Here is a 20,998-nt window from a genome sequence, read left to right as displayed (position 1 = left end):
GGAGGAAACGAGCGGAAACAAACGCAAATTAACGTAATTCTAAGGTTACTGTTTCTTACACTGGTAACTCTCCGGAATTAGGGGGTCAAACCGTTCAAAGTGCAGAGTGTCGATTTCAAGCGGAATAGGGGACTGTAGTTCCCCTAAATCCCGCAAGCCTCCAACTTCTCGAACCCCGAACCCCGAACCCCGAACCCCGAACCCGCAAGCCCGCAAGCCGCAAGCGTCCCATCCTCAAGAAACCTTCGGCGCCTTATCGTCCTTGTGCGCTTCTCCACGCTCAATATAGAAAGAAACTCCGTCCCGTTCGTTCGCGGCATGCACCTTCATGCCGTGATGATCCATAATTTGCTTCACGATGGCAAGCCCGAGCCCGAATTGGCCGTCGCCGCCGGAGCGGAAGGGCTCGAAGAGGCTGTCCGCGATGGCCTGATCCAAGGGCGGACCATCGTTGCTGACCTGAAGCTGCGAGAAACCGGTCCCAGCATGCGCACCCTTGTCACCGGATGCCGATGTGGCGATAATTCGAATGCTGCTTTTGGCATAGCGGAGCTGGTTGTCGAGCATATTTTCCAACGCAATCTTCCATTGGTCAGGATCGCCATGTAAGGTGGCGGGGGCGAGCTCTATCTCCCACTTGATTTCAGGCCGGCGATAGCGCAGCCGTTCAACCACATCTTCGACGACCTCTTGCACCTCAAAAGAGCGGAATGGCTTCTCTCTCGCAGTGACATAATTCAGCTTGTTTAGCAGCAGCAGGTCGCGAATCCGTTTTTCAAGGCGTTCGCCTTCCTTCAAAATTACACCTAAGCTTTCGTTTAAAGTTCCTTTCGGGAAAACACCGTCAAGGATGGACTGCGCATAGCTGCGAATAACCATAACCGGGGTTTTCAGCTCGTGAGATGTGTGCTGCAGGAAAAATTGCTGCGCCCGGTCCTGGCGCACAAGACGCTGACGCATCGATTCTATCGCTTTGGCCAGACGTCCGACTTCGTCCTTGCGTCCAGTCTCGACCGGTTCATGCCAATCGCGTTCGGCCATGCGCCCGACGTGGCGTTCCATCTGCACAAGCGGACGAGTGAAGTAGCGGGCGATCACCAGACATGGCAGCCATGAGATCACGATGAGGCCGACCATCATCAGCATCAGTCTGCCGAACATGGTCATGACCAGGTCGTTACGGTAATTTCCCCAGGCATAGGATACGATGAAGCTAGGCTGGCCTTGAACGACTTCTTTGCGAATTACGTAGAAGATACTCTTGTTATCAATGCTGGTCGTGTATTTGGCAACGGGCAGCTTTTGGGCGAATGCGTCCTGCTCCATGGCTTGCATGAAGGGTTCGCCGCTTGTGAAGGCTTTGTTAAGCGTCTGTGCCTCTTGGGTTCCGACGATCGTAAAATGCCGAATAGCCGGAGCGCTTAGAGTTGTGAGCGGAGACATCATCCGGGTTGCCGTTGGAGCTTCCAAGGGAATAATGGGTATGGCACTGCTGACCTGAGCACTTGCCTCTCCTGGTACTGGATCTATTTTAGAGACATCGAGTGCTGACTTATCGGCAGGGGTTATCTTAGTTACATCCGTCTTTAAATCTGCCATGATATCTGTCTTTAACGCGGTACCAATCTTTGTTGTCAAGGTAAGGGATGGTGCCGTCAATGTAGTTGCTTCCATGCGAAGTCCGCTCTGAGTATCAAGCAAAATATCGTACAGCTGCTCGGTGAAAAATCCCTTCAGCGTCCAAGGCAGCAGAACGGCAAGCAGTGTAAAAATGAGCAGCGTTAAAGCCGCGAATGCGCCCCAAAGCTTCACGGCAAGCGGCCATTGTCCTAATCGTAGCGTCATGCTTTCACCATCCTATATCCGTATCCATATACGGTTTCTAAACGCAGCTCCGGCAGCTTGCGGCGAAGTCTTCGTACCAAATCATCAACAACCCGGTCTGTTCCGAAGTAATCGATCCCCCAGACAGCCCGGAGCACTTGTTCACGCTCCAACACTTGCCCGTGATGGCTCACTAAGTAAAGCAGCAGCTCAAACTCCTTGGAGGTAAGATCCACTTTGCTCCCATCCTTATCTGTAACAGTACGGGCTTGCTCATCAATCCAATACGGTGCTACATTCAGCCTCGGTCGGCGCTCCAGCATTGCTGGCATCATGCCGGAGGAATGCCCGGCGTATACCCGTTCCAGCAGCTTGCGCGTGCGAATGACGAGCTCACGAGGCAGAAAAGGCTTGGCCAAGTAGTCATCGCTCCCCAGCTCAAGGCCAATGATCCGGTCAATATCCGCATCCCGCGCCGATATGAAAATAACGGGCTGCGCCGGCTGATCCGCTTTAATTTCGCGCATTAATTGATAACCGTCCACGCCCGGAAGCATGATATCGAGGACCCACAAGTCCGGCCGCTCGGATATGGCGGATCTTGCTGAGGTCCCGTCAGCGAACGAACGCACTTGCCACCCCTCTTTCTCCAAATAGGCGGCTAGCACGCCTCTAAGATGCTCTTCGTCTTCCACTAAATAAATGCGATACATGAATTTTTCTCCTTCTTTCTGCTCTACGATCGGGAAAAGGTGGAGCCGATCGCAGAATGTGCGTTCGGTCCACCGGAAAGTGCAGCTGTCTTTTATCTCTATCAATTAGTATCTATATCAATTAGTTGGATTCTTCTTTATCATCTGCTTTTTCTTCTGTGGCTTTGGCCGCGTGTTCTTTCATTGTTTTCGCTATCGTGCGCAGTGATTCCGTTTCCTTTTTGTAATCTACAAGCAGCTCAGGCAGCAAGCTTTGAATAGCGGCTGCGTCGTCAGCTTCAACGGCTTCGGCAAGCTTTTGCTGGCGTTTGAAAACTTCTGACGACGGCTCTGCTTTCATTATATCACCAGCGATTGCTCCCTCAAGTGGAAGTGCTTGGATGGCGGTTCCAGCTTCCGCGCTATCTTTGATAATGGTCATTGTCGTTAATTGTTTGCTTGGAACTAATTGAGCGGCTTTGCCATCAGGCGAAGCTGGAACAGGCTGCGCAGGCTCAAGTTTGAACATTTTATTTTCGGAAGCGTCCGGTGAGGTTGGCAGAGCAGTGGCAGCCCCTTTTATCGCAATTTTCTTGGCAAAAGTAGGCTTCGGCATATCACTCTCAGCTTGTTTCCGATCCTCTAATGCTTGCTTCCATTCGGTCAAGCTCTCGGGTGCATATGTAGTGACAAGCAGTTTCAAGTAGTTACGCTCATGAGTGGGCTGCATCAGCAGACCTGAGCTTGTGCGCAGTTGAACCGCACTGGTTGCCATTACTGGCAATGCCGATGTTACAGTGATGCTTGGTTTAATCTCTGTAGAAGCAGTGTCAGCCGCGGATGCGCTTCCGACTGCTCCAAAGGCCATTGTTACCATAAAAGCTAGCAGACTAGCTTGACTTGCGCGACGTTTCCATTGTGTTTTCATAGTAGAAAACTCCTCTCAATTTGGGTTGTGAAGGTGAGTGTCTCTCCCTTACAACTTAACTGTACCGCAAGATTATGGACATCCTATCGCAACATTGTGGGAAATTATGTGTAAGGGAGTTAAATGAAATGACGAAAATGTAGTAAACTGGATGCTGGAACAGAAATGAGTAGGGGGTGTCTACATGAAAGAAGTTCTGCTCGGGCCTGAGGAAAGCTTCACCAAGCTGCCCGCAGAAATTGTTCATGAAAAGAACTTGTATTGGTTAATCCAAGCGGAGGATCAGGAAACATACCGACTTGTTTCAGGCAGGTGTCCGCATGCCGGCGCTATCGTGGAGGCTGAAAAAGGGGAATTCGTGTGCTCGATGCACGGCTGGACGTTTGATCTTCACTCAGGGGCATGCCTGAACGTGCCGACCAAGAGCCTAACCGCCTATGACGTTGTCGTCAAAGAAGGTCAGCTTTTTGCTCGCTTGTAAAAAAAGAAAAAGGACCTGCCTGTATCCGGCGTATGGATGGAGGCGAGTCTTTTTTTCGTATCGGAGGCTCATCTTATTGCTGCCAAAAGTAGATAAGCGTGCGATTAACGATATAAACCAACGTAAACGCAATAGCAAGAGAAGGCTTGCCAGCAGAATAAAGGGCGATGATAGCAGTGGCGAAAACGACGAGCTCAAGGATAAAAGGGAAGGGCTGAGTGATGGGAACGGAAGCCTTCGGTGACAGGAACAAGCCCCAAATGATCGCGGCAATGAGCGGCGTGCCAAGGCCAAGAACTATTTTGAGCAGCATGCTTTTATCACCGTGGAAACCCCAGTAGCTTAGGGAAGCGAGGAGACAGAGCTCCAAAAGAAACCGTAAACCCAAGTTGGCGGCTTGCAGAACATTCATCATAAGGTTAGATCCCTCCGTCCAAATTAACTAATTATAAAAGTATATTAGATAATGAAATTAGTTTATGCAAGAGGAATATTGACCAATGAACGATAAAAGGACCTGCCTTCCATCCATGATTGGATTTGGGCGGGTCCTGCTTCATTTTACAAATTCAAGTGTAGCTTGCGCGTATTCAGCATACCGTCCAAACCGGTAGGATCCTGACTTACTTTATATTGCACAAAAGCTTCCGCGGCTTCCGACGTCCGAATGCGGAGCGGTTTGGGATCCATCTCCATAAGCTTCACCATAACCTCAGCTACGGACTCCGATGTTTGGGGGACATTATTCCGCTTGGCGAAATTGTCTAAGTACTGGGTGATGATCGGTTTATATTCATCCTCCAGGATGCCTCCGGTTTTTTGTACATGCCCAAGGACAGTTTGGTTAAAATTAGTTGCAATCGCTCCGGGTTCAAGCAGCGTGACATCGATATTAAACGTCGGCTTGTAGTAGGTGGCTAAGCTTTCTAACAGGCCCTCTACGGCGAATTTTGCTGCGCAATAGATTTCATTGAAGGGCTGCCCGACTAAGCCTCCTACACTAGTTGTCGCTACTAAATGCCCGGCATCTGACTTGCGCAAAAGCGGCAGTCCGGCACGGATCGTATGCATAACCCCATACACATTCGTATCAAAAACGCCATGAATTTCTTCCATCGTTGCTTGCCCTAAAGCTCTTAAAAATCCAAAGCCGGCATTACAGAACAAAACGTCGAGGCGTCCGTAGTTCTTATCGATGGCAGCAAAAGCCTTCTCGAGCGATTCAGGGCTAGTAACTTCCATTTCGATAAAATGAAGATTTGCATGGTGGGCATGCTGCTTCTGATCACGCTCCACGTTTCGTGTTCCAGCGTAAACCGTCCAACCGAGTTCTGCAAATTTCAAAGCAGTAGCCAATCCGATGCCGGAGGAGGCACCGGTAATCGCGATAATTTTACTCATATTTAATCACTCCAAATGTTAATGTCGTAAACTGTTTAATCATTATAGCAAGGAGAGACCAGCGATCCAAGCTCGCCGAAGGGCAAAAAAGAGACCCACAGCAACGGGCCGAGGGTCTAAGTCTATATATTTTAAAGGGGGGTTGATACTTATTATAAGCCTAGTTCATTAAAAGCAGATGAAAATCACATTTCATTTTCATTACATTTTTGCAAGTGATAAAATAAAAGGATCAACGAAGAGCGGAGGAACGCTTTTGAAGCATTATTCGATGCGATCACATTTGACGGTCACCTTTGCTATTATGGCGATGATTCCGATCCTGATTCTCGGTTCCTTTCAGGTTTCCCAAATTACGCATATTACGCAGGAGTCCAATCGGAATCAACAGATGACGACTTACCGGCTTGGCGATGCCGTGCAGGATTATATGTACTATCACCGCAATGCCGTTGAAACGCTGGCGGCCACAATTACAGCCTCGGATGCGGCCTTTCGGACTCGCGAGAGTTTGAGGTTAAAGCTGCAATCGCTGCAGCAAAATTTGGCGGGCTTCACAGGCATTTATGTTGTTGATCAAAATGGCTTAATCAAAGCCACGCATACGACAGCGAACGACTCGCTGATAGGCACAGATGTGAAGGACCGGGATTACACCAAGCGGGTGCAAGCCGCTTCAAACACCATCATCTCGTCGCTTTTTCGCGGACAAGAGGGGCAGAATCAGCCTGCTGTTGCTATTGCAGTACCAATCTACAAAGCGAATAAACAGCGGGATGGCTTCGTGCTCGCCGTCTTGGAGCTTGCGCCAATCAAGGAGCTCGTGACGAAATACGATTACGGAAAAGAAGCGTATCCTGTCGTGCTGGATCATGCGGGCAAGCCCATCTATCATCCGAATGGCACGTTGACCGAAACGTTGACGGATTTATCGAAGGAGCCTGTCGTCGTAGACGCGCGGACCCAGCGGCAGGGCGAAGGGACCTACACCCTAAGCCACTCCGCTCAAAAAGAGCTGATTACCTACAAAGCCATTCCGGAAATCGATTGGATTGTTTGGGTGAGCAAGTCCAAAGCAGCGGTCAATGCAGCTTTCACCGAATCACTCAGCATTACGATTTTGCTGTTAGTGATGACGCTCATTTTGACCGTGCTGCTCGGTAGTTTCCTGGCCAAAAGGTTGAATGGCACCATTCATGCCCTAGTCGGTTACACGCAGCGTCTGGCAGGAGGTACCTTCGTAGAGCCGGGCAGCAAGGTCGTTCCGAAGGGGGCGCCGCTGGAGCTGCAATTGTTGGCGGATCATTTCTTCACGATGGCCGAGCAAATCAAAGAGAATCAAGGCGCGCTGCTTCAGCTCAATAGCGAGCTTGAGGATCGCGTGGAGGAGAGAACCCAACGGCTGCAGGACGAGCATGCGACTTTGAACGCGGTGCTGGAGAGCATGTCCGACGCTGTTGTCTTGATCGATATGGACCATCATGTTGTCTATGCCAATCATCGGATGGCTGAAATTTTTGCTATTCCGATGTCTGAATTGGCTATTATGCAGGAATCCGCCTTATTTGATCACATCGCGCTGCTGCTGCCTGAACGGCAGGATGAGCTGGAGAAGTTGACCGCGGGGCCGAGGGTGCAGGGCGCATTCACCGTGAAAAACGGTCAAGGCAAGGAGCGCTTTATGATGGTATCGGCTTTCCAGGTAGCGAGAGAAGGGCGGGTTTTTGGCCGCGGCTATGTGTGGCGTGATATGACAAAGGAGCATGAAATCGACGCATTGAAAAATGATCTGATCTCACTCGCCTCCCATGAGTTCAAAACGCCTATCACCAGCATTCGAGGCAGCGTCGAAACGCTCCTTCGCGTCGATGCGCAGTGGGAAGAAAGCTTTAAGCAGGAGCTGCTTGAGGGGATTCACGAAGATATCGGGCGCATCCAGGATTTAATTGACGATTGGCTCGATATTTCCAAAATCGATTCCGGCGCCATGAGGATCAACCCGCAGCCGCTTCGCGTGGAAGCCGTTGTCGAAAGCGCTATGCGCAGACTTCCGCAGCAGGCGAACGACGCACATACGCAATTCGAGGTACACGTGGCGGAGGATACGCCGCTGATTTATGCCGATAAGCTGCGGATGGAGCAAGTGCTCGTGAACTTGTTCACGAATGCTGTCCGTTATAATACGCAGCATCCGGTAATCCGGATTACGGCTCACGCCGACGAGCGTTATGTGAAATTGGATGTGCAGGACAATGGCATCGGTATCGCTGCAGAACATGTGGACAAATTATTCGACCGGTTCTACCGGGTAGATGTTTCATCGAGCCGTCAAACAGGGGGTACGGGGCTGGGGCTGGCGATTTGCAAAGGCATTATGCAAGCGCACGGCGGAGAGGTGCATGTGGAAAGCAAGCTCGGTGAGGGAAGCACGTTTACCCTCTCCATACCAAGGTTCTTAGGGGAGGGTAATAGCAATGAACAAGAAAAAAATCATGATCGTCGATGATGAGCCGAAAATCGTGCGTTTCGTCGCCGCGAATCTCAAATCCTTGGATTTTGAAACCTTGACCTGCCAGAGCGGGGCAGAAGCGTTGGACAAGGCGGAAGAGTTTGATCCGGACCTCATTTTGCTTGATCTGATGATGCCGGGCATGGACGGATTCGATGTCTTAAAGAGGCTGCGCTCCTACTCCAGCGTGCCAGTCATTATGCTGACCGCCAGGAGCAATGGAGCCGATAAAGTGCAGGGGCTCAACCTCGGGGCGGACGACTATTTGACGAAGCCGTTCTCCTTGGATGAGCTTTTTGCCCGGGTGAATGCTGTGCTGCGCCGCATGGATGGCCGCATGGCGCCACCCGTTACCACGAGCGAAATCACGCTCGGTCCGGTGACGGCCAATCTCGCCCAGCGCCGCATCTGGCTGGGCGATACCGAGGTCAAGTTCACAGAGACCGAGTACAATTTGTTTGCGCTGCTTTTGCAGCATGCTGGGAAGGTCATGACCCATGAGCAGCTGCTCAGCGAAGTCTGGGGAAGCGAGTACCGCGATGAAGTCGAGTACCTGCGCGTCACCATCGCCCGCATCCGGCAGAAGATTAAGAGCGCTGCCGAAGGCGTTGAGCTCATTGTAACCTACCCAGGAGTGGGTTATATGGCGAAGCATGAGTGAACGTAAAAGTCCCCCTTGTCTGATTTCCATCAGATGAGGGGGACTTTTGTATGAGAGCGGCAAAAAAAGCCGTCTTGGAGCGTGAAAAGTAGCTGGAAGCAGTCATTCCAAAAGAAGCTGCACATCCAGCGGATAATCCGGCACCTCGAAGTCGCGGACAGCGCCAGAGACCAGGTCGACGACGGTCATCCCGTTCCAGCCTGTATCGGCATAGGTAACACCGCCGGTGAGGTAAGCATAGCGCCCGTCCGCGCTCGTAGCGACCATTTGGTGCATACGCGCAAGCGGTATTATCTTCTCGGCGTAAGTTTGGACATCGAGCACGGTCAAATTCGGCTTGCCGGTAGCACTTCCCGCAGCACCGATGCCGATGACGAGCAGCTGCTTGCCGTCAGGCGTCAATGTTACGCCTTCCTGATGAGTATTGCCCCTCAATGGCTTCGTCTCGTACTTGCCGCTGACAGGGTCTAGCACGACCAGACCCCGCCCCTGATACGGCAAGAGCAGGCGGCCATCAGCGCGAACCGCAGCGTAGTGCGGTTTCTCAAAGCCGCCCTTGCCGAATGGAGCTGCCTCAAGGGTGCGAGCCTTGAACTGCACAGGATCGACGGCCGTCACAGAGTAGGAGTCGTGATCGATACTGTAAACCTCGTTGCCATCGAGGCTGGTCACCACATCAAACGGTCGGATACCAACAGCAACGTTTCCTGTCATGACGAGCTTTTCCGCGTCCATGATTTCCAACTGGCTTTTCGTACCGCCGCCGCGGCCAGTCAAATACACGCCGACATAGACGAATTTGCCGTCTGGGGATACGGCAATTCCCATCCCGCCGGGACGGTATTCACCAAACTGGGGCTTGCCTATAGCGTCAGCGGCCATATAAGGCACAAGTGCTAAGCGTTTGCGCTGCTGCGTATCAATAACTGCAACACCTTCAGCAGTAGATACATAAGCGCGATGGTTAGGTCCAACAGCAATGGCAAATGGCGCTTTGCCAACTGTCAGCTTTTCTAATTGTCCCGTAACAGGGTCAAGGAAAGACATATAATCACTCTTGGAATGAGAAACAAGCAGAGTCGTTGCCGCTCCAGAAGATACAGCTGCAGGTGCGGGTGTGGGTGTAGGCTTTGCGAGATCCGGTGTTGGGGCAGCTGTGTTCTCTGCTGCAGTTGTTGGAACAGTCGTCGAAGCAGCTGAAGAAGTAGAGCCGGTTGGCACTTTAGGCTGTAAGCTGCAGCCGACCAGTAAAAGAAGCAGAGTCAACATAGCAGGTATCGCCCTCGCCTTAGTTCTGAACAACATAGAAATCACCTCGTATAGAAGGATGGTCGAAACGATAGTCCAAAAGATACAAAAGGAGTACCTCATCCAAGGTACTCCTTTTCCTTACTTGTGTAAGCTTATTTCGCGACAGTCAGGATTACTCCAGCAGCTGTAGCCCAATTGCCAACCGGAGCAACCGTGTAAGTCATGCCCGGCACAAGCTCGCCATTGTTCAGCAGAGCAAAAGTACCCGCTGCACCTTTGCGTGAAGTCAGTGTGTATTCCGCAGTCAGTACAGTACCGTCAGTCGCTGTCAGTGTAACACGGCGTGAGACAAAGATCTCATCCTTTGGATCCTGGGAAAGGGTCACATTAATCGTCTTCGCATCGACTGTTGAAGCGGATTGAATCTTCAGCGGCGCGATGTCTTTTGCTGTAAACGTATCGTTTTTCAAAGTAGCCCAGTCCGCAGAAACTTTATAAGTTACACCTGGCTTAAGCGTTTCGCCGTTTGGCAGAAGGAATTTAGGCGCTTGGCGGCCATCGGTTGCTTGCGTGAACGGCAAATATTTTGCGATCATAGGCGTACCGCCTTCAGGGGTGATTTGCACCTCGCGGTTGCGCATCGAAGAAAGAATTTGATACGTCACGCCATTGTAGTTGTTGTTCTCATCGACAATAAAGGAGCCTGGACGGCCTTTGGCGTATGCTGCAATGACATAACCGTAGTCCGCTACGCCGTCAGCCAAATGGGATTCAACCTCAAAAGAATCATTAGACACTTGCTGCGTGGAAGCCAAAGCAATTTTCTCTGTGCTCGCTGTGAATGTACCGGCTGGTTTGCCTTTGTAAGTTAAGGTATAGGTTGTCCCTGCTTTTTGCGTTGGTACGGGAACGATGTAGGTTGAAGTGGAGCCTGTTTTTAACCGTGGAACGTTGCTGATGGCCAAACCATTGTCAAAAACAAAGTTTTTGGACGCGGGCTCAAGCTCAAGCTCTGCAGTCGGTATCGGTGCCGAGAAGGTGACTTGCAGCGTGATCGCATTCAGGACTTCCAGCTTCGTCACATGGATAGGAGCCAATTGCTGCGCTTCGAAAATAAGAAGAGCGGCCTGACCGCGCGTCACTTGGCTGCTAGTTAACGACGCAAAACTTGGCAGCTGCTTTACGGATGCAACGTCAACTTGTAACACCTTGGCAATAACGTCTGCCAACTGCTCGGATGAGATCGTGCGGCTGCCCTGGAATTGCCCGTCAATACCAGAGAGGGCTCCCACAGCCTCAAGAGCTGCAGCGTACGAGTAGAACCAATCCGCTTTTGTTACATCGGCAAAAGAAGTTGTTGCTGCTGTATCCACATTAACGTGGAGAGCCAGTGCGGCCATCTTGGCGATCTCTGCACGAGTCACAGCCTGATTAGGAAGGAAGCTATGATCTGCATAGCCGGAAAGCACCTGCTGCCCGGCTAATTGTTCAATAGCTGTTTGCACTTGAGAGGAGCTTGCGGCATCGGCAAAAGGATTCGCAGCCATGGCATTGAAAGGCAGAATTGCGGACAAACCTACGGTTGCTGTAATGGTCAAAGCGGCTAGTGCTTTTTTGTTGTTTTTCATCTATAACACTCCTATTCGATATAATGGACTTGCTTGATTTTAAAAGCATTTCATCTTGCATCTTGCGTCGTGCTGTCGGTTACAAGAACAAGCTTACACGCCAGAGCATTACAATCGAATAAAAAATCAGGTCTGCACATTACAAAAACGTAAAAATCATCATGCGCAAAATGAAAACGGCAGCCAAAATCAAAGTCAAAGCCAAAGGGATACGAAACCTGTCCAAAAGCAAAAAAGCCTTACCGCCCAATAACTGAGCAGTAAGGCTTAGATAACATTTTAGCAGCACAATACATCTTTCTCTGCATTACATACGGACATCATTACCTTGTACAATGCTGTGCGAAGAGGATCCCGTAAGACGTGCTGGAGAAAATACTTGGCGAACCGGCACGATGATAAGCACCGCGACAACCGCTTTGATCGCATCACCCAAAAGGAAGGGGTAACAGGCGGCAGCCATAGCTTTTCCGAACGTATATGTCGGCACTTTGTACATCATCCAAGGAACTCCGGCCAGATAAAGGATAAGGGAACCGAATATTTCAAGAACGAGAAAAGCAGCAATGTAGCCCATAATGCCATTCACACGAATACGCGGTAAAATCATACCGATCAGCATCGCAGAGAACGGCCAGATCATAATAAAGCCGCCTGTAGGTCCAAGCACGATGCCTAATCCGCCATTTCCGTGAAGCAGCGGAAAGCCGATTGCGGTCAGGATAACAACCAGAGCCATACTAAAGAAGCCATAGCGTGCTCCAAGTAAGCCGCCGGCGAGCATAACCGCTAACGTTTGCAGGGTAATAGGCACAGGTGTAAAAGGCAGTGAAATTTGAGCAAAACTGAATAACACAAGAATAGCTGCAAAAAGGGCACTGAAAACAACGCCGCGCAGAGTGAGTTTCATATTGTCCATCGCTCCTGTTTCTGTTATTGTTTATGTATTGTCAACTTCAAAATAAAACAATGGTTAACAATGAATCATTCAGATCATAGCACATCTTTTGTGAAAGTGGAAGGAACATTTTATACATGGGAAATCGAGAAATTGTGGCCTCTTTACAGAGAGCCTCCGTCGTCTATCGAACAGAATCAGAAGAAGGCCGGCGGGTATGGTCGGACGTTTCTTTGGACATTTATAAGGGGGAATGGCTGGTTGTCATCGGGCCAAATGGCAGTGGTAAAAGCACTTTAGCTAGCAGTCTGCTGGGCTTAAGTCCGCTTTCAAACGGTGAGTTGATACGCAGTGGGCAGGGGCAAATAAGAGGCGTGCTGCAACTGCCGGATGCTCAGTTCGTGGGTGAAACCATTCAAGAGGAGTTCGATTATCTCCCGAGTCCGAGAGCGCAGGAGTTGATACCGGAAGAACGTCAAGCATGGTATCACCAAAGCCTGTCAGCAGTGGGCTTGTCGCTCCCCCTTGAACGGACGCTTTCGACTTTATCCGGGGGGCAAAAGCAGTTGGTCAATCTGGCGGCAGCCCTTGCGGTACAGCCAGATCTTCTGGTGCTGGATGAACCAACAGCGATGCTCGACCCAGCAGCAAGAAAAGAAGTTCGCCAAGCCGTGCGTGAAGCGCATCAGCGAGGCACGACGATCGTGTGGATCACCCATCGGCTGGAGGAAGTGGCGGATGCGACGCGTGTCATTGGATTCGGCGACGGACGGATCACATTTGACGGGGAGCCGCGAGCATTCTTCTATGGGGAAAGCGAGGAGAAATGGCTAGAGAAGACGCCATGTTCCGAGTTAGGGCTGGATTCGCCTTATGTCGTCAAGACAGCGTTCGGCCTGCTGCAGCATGGCTGCAAGCTTCGGCTGCTCCCCTTGGATATGGATGAGCTGGCGGAGGCGGTGGCTAATTCATGTCTATAGCCCTGCAAAACATTCAAGTAAATGCTCCGGATGATCCCCACCATTTTCTGCTGAAAGATATCAGTTTTGAGCTCTCAGACGGCTCAGTTACGATATTAATTGGGCATACGGGCTCTGGAAAATCGACGCTACTCCAAGTCATGGCAGGGATCATGGAACCATCCACAGGGGCAATATCGCTGGACGGACAACCATTATGGCATACAAGGAAGGTAAACCAAGCCCACCTCTTGCGTCTAGGCTTGATCTTCCAATTCCCTGAGCAACAACTGTTCGCCGGCAGCATTCGCGGCGAATTCGCCTACTCGCTGCGCCCTTACCGGCTCGCAGCGGACGAACGCGAGCGCCGAATACGGGCCGCGTGCGCCGACCTCGACCCGCATGGCGCCTTCGCCTTGGAGCGGTCGCCTTTCGCACTCAGCGGCGGCGAGCAGCGCCGGCTCGCGCTGGCAACGACCTTCGCCACGGCACCGGATTGGCTCCTCATGGATGAGCCAACCGCCGGCCTCGAGGCGGCGGCCGTCCGCGAATTGCTGCGCCTTATTCGCGGGAGAGAGCGTGGCGGCTTCGTCATCGCCACGCACGACTTGGACACGTTTCTGCCGCTGGCAGACCGTGTCCTCGTGTTAGACCGCGGCGAGCTGGTCTTCGACGGCTCGCCGGAAGCGCTGTGCCGCGCGCCGGAGCTGCTCACGCGCGCGGGCGTCGGCCTCCCGAGCTGCGTGGAGGCCGCTCAAGTGCTTGCGCGCTGCGGCATCGCCATCGCGCCGGATTTGCTCACGCCGGAGCTGGCTGCGCCGGCGATCTTGAATGCACTGCGCGAGCGCGGCAGCGCAAGCCCGGAGCCGGCGCCGCAAGCGGCAGCGCCGAAACACGCGCGCGAAGCTCGCGTTACGCCAGCGCCGCCGCAGGCTGCGTGGCTAGCGCTTGATCCGCGCGCGAAGTGGCTGCTCTATCTGCTGCTCGTCATCGGAACGATGCAGCAGCAGTTGTGGAGCGGCCTCGCGGCTTCTGCGCTGCTCCTGGGCCTTTCGTTCCTCGGCCTCCCGCGATCCGTGATACGCGGCAGCTGGAAGGTCGCCGTGCCGTTCCTGATCTTCATGCTCCTTTCGATCATGCTGGCAGGCTTGGAATGGAGGTCAACCGAAGGGCAGTTCCCGCTTGGCTTCTCGATAAAGAGCGGATGGAGCGCGGCCTTTACGCTCACGCGTCTGTTTCTAATCCTGATGGCCGGCTACTGGCTAGCTGTGTCTACGACTTACGGTCAGCTCGTGCAGGGACTGAACTGGGCTTTGGCCTTCTTTCGCAGAATGAAGCTGCCGGTGGAGTCGTTTGCATTGGCCGTCTCGCTTCTTTTTCGCTTCATTCCGCTTATTTTACGAGAGTGGCAGCGCTTCTCAGCGATTGTAAGGGCCAGAGGTAAAGCGGCGATCCGCCCCGGCATGGTGCGAATGAGGGATATCCCGGCGCTGGTTGTGCCTCTGCTGCTCGCGATGTTCCACAAAGCAGAGCAAATGACCGTAGCGATGGAGATGAAAAAAGTCGACGGCAAGCACCAACTGCTGAAGAAAAGCACATTAAGCTGGCGAACCAAGGATACGCTGCTCGTAATTTTGAGCGGAGTGGCTTTTGGCGTGCTGATGTATATGCGTGACTAATAGGGAAGGGCAGCTCATGTTGAAGGAGCTGCTTTTTTTGTTTTTCTCGCTAAATAGGAGCGTGGGTAACATCTTGAGACGGGAAGCTCCGTATACTATACTTTGACTAAGAAACGCGGACGGCGGTGAAAAGAATGGAGTTTACGGATTACACCATCTATGAACAGCAGATGATGCGGCAGGTGAAGCGCTGGGAAATTCGCCAGCAGAAAGAGCCGAATTTGATTGAAAAAGCCTCAAAATCCGTCTCGACGAACATCAATAAGCTGATTCCCGAAAAAGTGCACAAAACGATAACGGCAACCGTCAAGGGAATGTTCCAGACGACATTGTTCGGGATGAATTATATCCCTCAGAATGAACCGCTAACTGGCGCTTCTCTAGCTGAAAGCGACGCCAAGGCTGAGGAATTGCTCTCGCTCTACAAAAAGATCGCCGCCGCTGAGGGAGCGGGTACGGGTGCGGGGGGGATCTTACTGGGATTGGCGGATTTCCCTATTTTGATTGGCATAAAACTGAAATTTCTGTTCGAACTTGCGCATGCTTACGGCTATTCGACCAAGGATTACAGAGAACGGCTGTTCATTTTGTACGTATTTCAGCTGGCCTTTTCTAGTCCGGCAAAAAAGCCGGATCTGCTGCGTACGATCAAAAATTGGCACACAATCGCAAGCGGCTTTCCACCAGCTGAAGCCTATATGGATCAAGTGGATTGGCTGCAGCTGCAGCAGGAATACCGCGATACGATCGATTTCCGTAAAATGCTTCAGCTGGTACCCGGCATCGGCGCCGTCGTTGGGGCTTGGGCAAATTTTGGCCTGCTGGAGGAGTTAGGCGTGGCGGGCATGAACAGCTTTCGTCTACGCCGCTTACAGGACAAAGCGAGGTCTGGGACTGGGGAGGGGCTTTAATCGAGCGGAGTTTCATTCCGTTATCGCTCACTGCCTTTTTTGGCCTTGCTAGGTCATGTTCCGGTGATTTTTAGCGAGTGCGCTCATATACTAAAATAAGAGCCAAACCATCTGTACTTCCTGATTAACTATGTGATTTTTTTCACATGACAACCTTTGAATGGTTTGGCCGATCTTTTTCACCAACGATTCCATAGAAAAAAAGATTTAATCGGAGGAGAGGATTCGGATGAGTAAACCGAAGGTGGTTATTCTGGGTGCAGGCTACGGCGGGATTGTAACAGCAATAAGGCTGCAAAAACTGATCAAATCGGGTGAAGCCGATGTCACACTCGTGAACAAACACGATTATCATTACATGACGACGCATCTGCATATGCCGGCAGCCGGCACCGATCATCATGAAAACGCGCGTGTGGCGATTAGAGAACTGATTGATGAGCGGAAAATTCATTTTATCAAGGCGACGGTTCGGCAGATTTTGCCTGAGGAGAAGAGGGTGATTCTGACCGATGAAGTGCTCACTTACGATTACCTCGTGGTGGGGCTTGGGAGTGAGACGGAAACCTTCGGCATTCCGGGACTGCGTGAGCATGCCATGTCCATAAACAGCATCAACAGTGTCCGGTTCATCCGCCAGCATACCCAGTACATGTTCGCTAAATATAAATTGGATTCCAAGCATAAGGAATACTTGACCTTCATCGTTGGAGGCGCGGGGTTCACAGGAACGGAATTTGTCGGAGAATTGGCCGACCGGATTCCTGTGCTATGCCGAACATTTGACGTTGATCCGTCGCTTGTTCAGATCATTAATATCGAAGCATCGCCTACCGCACTGCCGCCGGGTCTGCCTGACGACCTCGTGGAGTACGGCATGGAAGTAATGCGCCGCAAAGGAGTCCAGTATAAATTATCCACCGCAATCAAGGCGTGTGAGCCTGATGGCGTCTTGTTGGGAGACGGCCAATTCATTCGTGCCGGAACCGTCATCTGGTCGGGCGGCGTCCGCGGGAATTCCTTGCTGCAGGAAGCGGGCTTCCATGTCCAGCGCGGCAGGGTCAAAGTGGATGACTACTTGCGTTCCTTGCAGTACCCGGATGTGTTTATAACGGGGGATTGTTCCATTGTCATGAGTCCGGAAGGTACGCCATACCCGGCGAATGCCCAAATTGCGGTTCAGCAGGGCTATAATACGGCGAAAAATTTGATTCATAGCCTGAGGGGGAACCCTCTGAGATCTTTTGCCTATGATTTCAAAGGGACGGTTGCCTCGCTTGGGCGCGGAGAGGCTATCGGTATCCTGAAGGTCAAAAAAGTGAAAGGCAAATTTGCCGCTTTCCTCAAAAAAATGATCGACGCCCGTTATTTATTTCTCATTGGAGGTATCCCGCTCATCTGGAAAAAGATGATTTTTAAGCAAAAACAAGCCATCAGGAAGCGTCATGTTAGAAATTAATTTTGTCAAAATACCCTAAAATTCAATGAATCAGACAATACGCTAGAAAATCAGAGATACTGAAAGGATTATGCCATTGTAAGCGAATTATTAAAAGAATGTGGGGAGGGAATAAACTTTTTTAAGTTTTTTCCCTCCTTTACTATGAGCCAATAAGAGAGTAGTATCAACTCGTACGTTAACAGTTGAATATTTCGCTTAATTTTCTTATCAGAAAAGCGGGGGAACCATAGGTTTCAACGGGGTGAATAAGGTACGCATGAATCGCATGCGGCTTCCTTTAGGGCAGATTTCTCGCAGCCCGAACCCGTCAGCTAACCTCGTAAGCGATCGTGAGAAAGGAGAACATGTGGCTAAGCACAAGGTCTATCCTTGTGTTTTTTTGCGCTTAAAAAAGGGAAATGAAGCTGAAAACTAGGTTATTTGGAGGAATTTCACAGCATGACAAGTGACTCGTTAAAAAAGATTGTATTCGGCAAACCGCTGAAATCGGCGGAGCTGGAATCTGAGAAAATGCAGGTATGGAAGGCTCTGCCTATCCTATCATCGGATGCTTTGTCTTCGGTAGCCTATGGTACGGAGCAGATTTTGCTAGAGCTTGCGACTGTTGGGGTTGCCGCTTTTGCCTTCTCGTTGCCGATTGCAATCTCCATCATTGCTTTAATCATGCTTCTTGTTTTGAGCTATCGTCAGGTGATTGAAGCTTACCCGATGGGTGGCGGAGCCTACATGGTGGCGAAGGAAAATTTGGGAATGATGTGGGGAAGACTCACTGGGGTTTCATTGCTGATTGACTATACGTTAACCGTCGCGGTTTCGATTTCGGCAGGCGTGCAAGCGATAACTTCAGCTTTTCCTTTCACCGTGCCCTATATCGTCCCCATTGCTCTAGTGCTTGTTTGGATGATGGTTTGGCTGAATTTGCGGGGCACCTCCGAATCGGGAACAGTGTTCGCGATTCCAACGTACTTTTTTATCCTGTGTATTTTATTGCTGATATGCAAAGGGATCTTCGATATGTTTACAGGTTCGATGAACCTACACGCGGTTGAGATCGTTCCGAGCTCGATGACAAGTTCATTGACGTTGTTTGTTCTTCTAAAAGCCTTTTCTTCCGGCTGCTCAGCCGTGACAGGTATTGAGGCCATTTCCGATGCGGTGCCTCACTTCCGTACGCCTTCTGTCAAAAATGCCAAAAAAACACTGGCTTCTCTCGGCACTCTGCTAGCGATCGTCTTCGGCGGCGTCACCTTGCTGAGCTTAGGTTATGGGATCGCACCTGACCCGCATGGTCATACGTCGGTCTTGTCGATGGTTACGGAGAAGGCGTTTGGGCGCGGAACGATGTATTATGCAACTCAAATCGGCACCATGCTGATTCTGGTATTGGCTGCGAATACGAGCTTCAACGGTTTTCCGATCTTGGCCTCCATTATGGCTCAGGATAAAAACTTCCCGCGCATGTTTTCCTACCGGGGAGACCGGCTGTCGTTTCATTACGGGATTGTGACGTTAGGTGTTTTGGCGAGTCTTTTGCTCATTATTTTTAAAGGAAAAACCGATGCACTCATTCCTCTTTATGCGATTGGCGTCTTTTTATCTTTTACACTTGCCCAAAGCGGTTTGGTCCGCAAATGGTTCAGAGAGCGCCCTGCCGGTTGGATCGGCAAGTTCCTTATTAACGGCTTAGGGGGAATCGTTTCCTTTGCCGTCCTGATTATTTTCTGTATAACCAAATTTAGCGAAGGCGCTTGGATTGTTATTGTAGTGACTCCGCTTTTACTTTGGGGAATAACCAAAATTAGCAATCACTATGATGATGTAGCCAAACAGCTGCGCATTGATATCACGCAAGAACGCGTATGCACGAAGGAACCTGTGATTATTGTTCCTGTAGCGGGCATTCACCGCGTAGTGGCGCAGTCTTTGAACTATGCTAAGTCGTTATCGCCAAACGTAATTGCTTTCTATGTATCCTTCTCAGATGAGGATGAAGAAGCGATGCAGGAGAAATGGGAGAAGTGGGACCCGGGTGTTCGCCTTGTCGTGTTCAAATCTCGTTACCGCACCATTTTGAAGCCGCTGGCTGAGTTTATTGAAAGAGTCGATACACATGTCTCTGAAAAACAATCGATTATGGTCATCCTGCCCCAGTTCATGCCGAAGAAATGGTGGCATCGCCTGCTGCACAACCAGTCCGCCGCACGTATTCGCTCAAAACTGCAAGCCGATAAAGATATCGTCGTCGCGACGGTGCCCTATCATTTGCATGAGTAGAGGTGTACAATAAAGGGGTAAAGCTGATGCAGAAATGAAACAGAGGTGAACCCTTTATGGCAAAAAAGAAATGGTCATCCGTAACCGCTGAACCTAGCGTGCAAGATAAACCTGCGACACTCAAAGATTTGCTGCGTCCTGATATCGTAGCGGGGCTTAAGGCTCAAGCAGATGCGATGAAAGCAGAGGAGCAGGCGCGTAAGGAAGCTGTCAGAGCTGAAGCGGAGGCTGCGCGTAAGGCGGAGGAGAAGCGGCTCGAGAATGATTTCGGCCACTTGCTCGAGAAGAGCAAGCTCGATTGGAGAAAACACAAATGAGGGAGCGCAAGTTAGGCTTCCTCTTTCTTTTGTACGCTGTGATAACGCTTACAGGTTGTAAGGGAGAGATGGGGCCGACTCAGCGGGCGCATGAAGCGGCTGTGTCCGAAACGCCCAATTCTGTTGTATCTGCAAAGCCGGTTGCGCAAGGCATCGTCACTCCGATGCCCTCCGCGAAAGTGCCACCAACAGTGACACCGACAGACGGAACAACAGTGACACCATCAGTGACATCAACGGTAAGATCATCAGCGACACCATCAGACGCACCAAAGGACGCACCAACAGTAACATCACCAATACAAACACCAGTACCATCATCAGACACACCAATCGTCCCGCCCACGCCTGGAAAACTGCCCTCACTGGCTCAGTCACTAGTAGAGCGGTACAAAACAGCCGTTCCAACAAAGTGGGGCGAGAACATCTCCGGTGTGCGAACTCGTCTTGTAACGAAGGAGAAGGTGATTGCCCTAACCTTTGATGCTTGCGGCGGCAAAGAAGGCAGCGGCTACGATGAGAAGTTGGTCGATTATTTGATCAAGGAGCAGATTCCGGCGACCTTGTTTGTTAATGCGAGATGGCTTGCCGCGAATCCGGACATTTTTGCGAAGCTGGCGGCGAATCCGCTGTTTGAGATCGAAAACCACGGGACCGAGCACCGTCCGCTATCCGTAAACGGCCGAGCTGCGTATGGCATCGCGGGCACCAAGAACGTGAGCGAAGTCATTCGCGAAGTGACGGAGAACGCCGACGAGATCGAGAAGTTGACCGGTAGGAGGCCTTTATTTTTTCGCTCAGGTACGGCCTACTATGATGATGTCGCAGCAGACATTGCCCATGACTTGGGCTTCCAGCTGGCTGGCTATAACGTGCTTGGCGATGCCGGGGCTACGTTTAACACGGAGCAAGTGTACAATGCGCTGACAAAAGCCAAGAGCGGTTCCGTCGTTCTAGCGCATATGAACCATCCCGAAAAGGACACGGCTGAGGGCGTCATCAAGGCGATTCCTTTTTTGCAGAAAGCGGGCTTTCGATTTGTTCAGCTTTTGACCTATCCGATGGAGTGAAATAGATGGAATTTCAAATTTTCCAGTTAAATGCAAAAGCACCCCCCCTTTGA

At 51.0% G+C, this 20,998-nt stretch carries 18 protein-coding genes and 1 riboswitch; of the genes, 10 read left to right on the top strand and 8 right to left on the bottom strand.

Going from position 1 to position 20,998, the window contains the following annotated elements:
• Positions 1-234 precede the first annotated feature (234 nt).
• The 3 genes from J2Z65_RS27365 to J2Z65_RS27355 all read right to left on the bottom strand — a co-directional run bounded on the left by J2Z65_RS27365 (position 235) and on the right by J2Z65_RS27355 (position 3,444).
• Positions 235-1,845, bottom strand: a complete 1,611-nt coding sequence (locus J2Z65_RS27365; protein ID WP_167066060.1) for a HAMP domain-containing sensor histidine kinase — start codon at positions 1,843-1,845, stop codon at positions 235-237.
• Positions 1,842-2,537, bottom strand: coding sequence for a response regulator transcription factor (locus J2Z65_RS27360; RefSeq protein ID WP_167066057.1), 696 nt, complete (start codon positions 2,535-2,537; stop codon positions 1,842-1,844). Before J2Z65_RS27360 ends, J2Z65_RS27365 begins: the two co-directional genes overlap by 4 nt.
• A 121-nt stretch (positions 2,538-2,658) precedes the next feature.
• On the bottom strand, positions 2,659-3,444 hold the full coding sequence (locus tag J2Z65_RS27355) for a hypothetical protein (RefSeq protein ID WP_167066054.1): 786 nt from the start codon (positions 3,442-3,444) through the stop codon (positions 2,659-2,661).
• A 184-nt stretch (positions 3,445-3,628) separates the two neighbouring features.
• Here J2Z65_RS27355 and J2Z65_RS27350 point away from each other — a divergent pair, with 184 nt between their 5' ends.
• The gene (locus J2Z65_RS27350; protein ID WP_167066051.1) at positions 3,629-3,925 is read left to right on the top strand and encodes a Rieske (2Fe-2S) protein; all 297 of its coding nucleotides are present in this window, start codon (positions 3,629-3,631) and stop codon (positions 3,923-3,925) included.
• A gap of 73 nt (positions 3,926-3,998) precedes the next feature.
• On the opposite strand, the gene J2Z65_RS27345 is transcribed toward J2Z65_RS27350, so the two are convergent.
• Both J2Z65_RS27345 and J2Z65_RS27340 read right to left on the bottom strand, forming a co-directional pair.
• Positions 3,999-4,340 (bottom strand): YrdB family protein, encoded by a 342-nt coding sequence (locus tag J2Z65_RS27345; protein ID WP_240159981.1) that lies wholly within the window; start codon positions 4,338-4,340, stop codon positions 3,999-4,001.
• A gap of 146 nt (positions 4,341-4,486) precedes the next feature.
• Entirely contained in the window at positions 4,487-5,326 is an 840-nt protein-coding gene (locus tag J2Z65_RS27340) for an SDR family oxidoreductase (RefSeq protein ID WP_167066048.1), read from the bottom strand.
• Between the two features lie 256 nt (positions 5,327-5,582).
• Between J2Z65_RS27340 and J2Z65_RS27335 the strand changes: the two genes are divergently transcribed.
• Together J2Z65_RS27335 and J2Z65_RS27330 are read left to right on the top strand one after the other, a co-directional pair.
• On the top strand, positions 5,583-7,832 hold the full coding sequence (locus J2Z65_RS27335; protein WP_167066045.1) for a sensor histidine kinase: 2,250 nt from the start codon (positions 5,583-5,585) through the stop codon (positions 7,830-7,832).
• Entirely contained in the window at positions 7,801-8,496 is a 696-nt protein-coding gene (locus tag J2Z65_RS27330) for a response regulator transcription factor (protein WP_167066042.1), read from the top strand. Before J2Z65_RS27335 ends, J2Z65_RS27330 begins: the two co-directional genes overlap by 32 nt.
• Positions 8,497-8,598: 102 nt before the next feature.
• Here J2Z65_RS27330 and J2Z65_RS27325 read toward each other — a convergent pair whose 3' ends face one another.
• The 3 genes from J2Z65_RS27325 to J2Z65_RS27315 form a co-directional block, all read right to left on the bottom strand.
• A complete protein-coding gene (locus J2Z65_RS27325; RefSeq protein WP_167066040.1) occupies positions 8,599-9,801 on the bottom strand; it encodes a YncE family protein in 1,203 nt (400 codons plus the stop codon).
• 98 nt (positions 9,802-9,899) lie between these two features.
• Complete coding sequence (locus tag J2Z65_RS27320) at positions 9,900-11,375, bottom strand: S-layer homology domain-containing protein (protein WP_167066037.1); 1,476 nt, start codon at positions 11,373-11,375, stop codon at positions 9,900-9,902.
• Positions 11,376-11,682: 307 nt separating this feature from the next.
• The gene (locus J2Z65_RS27315; RefSeq protein WP_167066034.1) at positions 11,683-12,285 is read right to left on the bottom strand and encodes a biotin transporter BioY; all 603 of its coding nucleotides are present in this window, start codon (positions 12,283-12,285) and stop codon (positions 11,683-11,685) included.
• Positions 12,286-12,410: 125 nt separating this feature from the next.
• Between J2Z65_RS27315 and J2Z65_RS27310 the strand changes: the two genes are divergently transcribed.
• The 7 genes from J2Z65_RS27310 (at position 12,411) to J2Z65_RS27280 (ending at position 20,945) form a co-directional block, all read left to right on the top strand.
• A complete protein-coding gene (locus J2Z65_RS27310) occupies positions 12,411-13,253 on the top strand; it encodes an ATP-binding cassette domain-containing protein (protein WP_167066031.1) in 843 nt (280 codons plus the stop codon).
• Entirely contained in the window at positions 13,244-14,911 is a 1,668-nt protein-coding gene (locus tag J2Z65_RS27305; protein ID WP_167066028.1) for an ATP-binding cassette domain-containing protein, read from the top strand. Before J2Z65_RS27310 ends, J2Z65_RS27305 begins: the two co-directional genes overlap by 10 nt.
• A gap of 134 nt (positions 14,912-15,045) precedes the next feature.
• Entirely contained in the window at positions 15,046-15,822 is a 777-nt protein-coding gene (locus J2Z65_RS27300; protein WP_167066025.1) for an EcsC family protein, read from the top strand.
• Positions 15,823-16,051: 229 nt separating this feature from the next.
• Positions 16,052-17,281 carry an NAD(P)/FAD-dependent oxidoreductase gene (locus J2Z65_RS27295; RefSeq protein WP_167066022.1) on the top strand — a complete coding sequence of 410 codons (1,230 nt, stop codon included), beginning with the start codon at positions 16,052-16,054 and terminating at the stop codon, positions 17,279-17,281.
• Between the two features lie 185 nt (positions 17,282-17,466).
• Positions 17,467-17,625: riboswitch (cyclic di-AMP (ydaO/yuaA leader) on the top strand.
• Positions 17,626-17,722: 97 nt separating this feature from the next.
• A complete protein-coding gene (locus tag J2Z65_RS27290; RefSeq protein ID WP_167066019.1) occupies positions 17,723-19,558 on the top strand; it encodes an APC family permease in 1,836 nt (611 codons plus the stop codon).
• 56 nt (positions 19,559-19,614) lie between these two features.
• Positions 19,615-19,875, top strand: coding sequence for a YqkE family protein (locus tag J2Z65_RS27285; RefSeq protein ID WP_167066016.1), 261 nt, complete (start codon positions 19,615-19,617; stop codon positions 19,873-19,875).
• Entirely contained in the window at positions 19,872-20,945 is a 1,074-nt protein-coding gene (locus tag J2Z65_RS27280) for a polysaccharide deacetylase family protein (RefSeq protein WP_167066013.1), read from the top strand. The genes J2Z65_RS27285 and J2Z65_RS27280 overlap by 4 nt, the downstream gene beginning before the upstream one ends.
• Positions 20,946-20,998: the final 53 nt, after the last annotated feature.

This window comes from Paenibacillus aceris (assembly GCF_017874035.1).
Classification (GTDB): Bacteria; Bacillota; Bacilli; order Paenibacillales; family NBRC-103111; genus Paenibacillus_E; species Paenibacillus_E aceris.
Note: the sequence above shows the minus strand (reverse complement) of the source record. Positions and strands in the feature narration are given on the sequence as shown.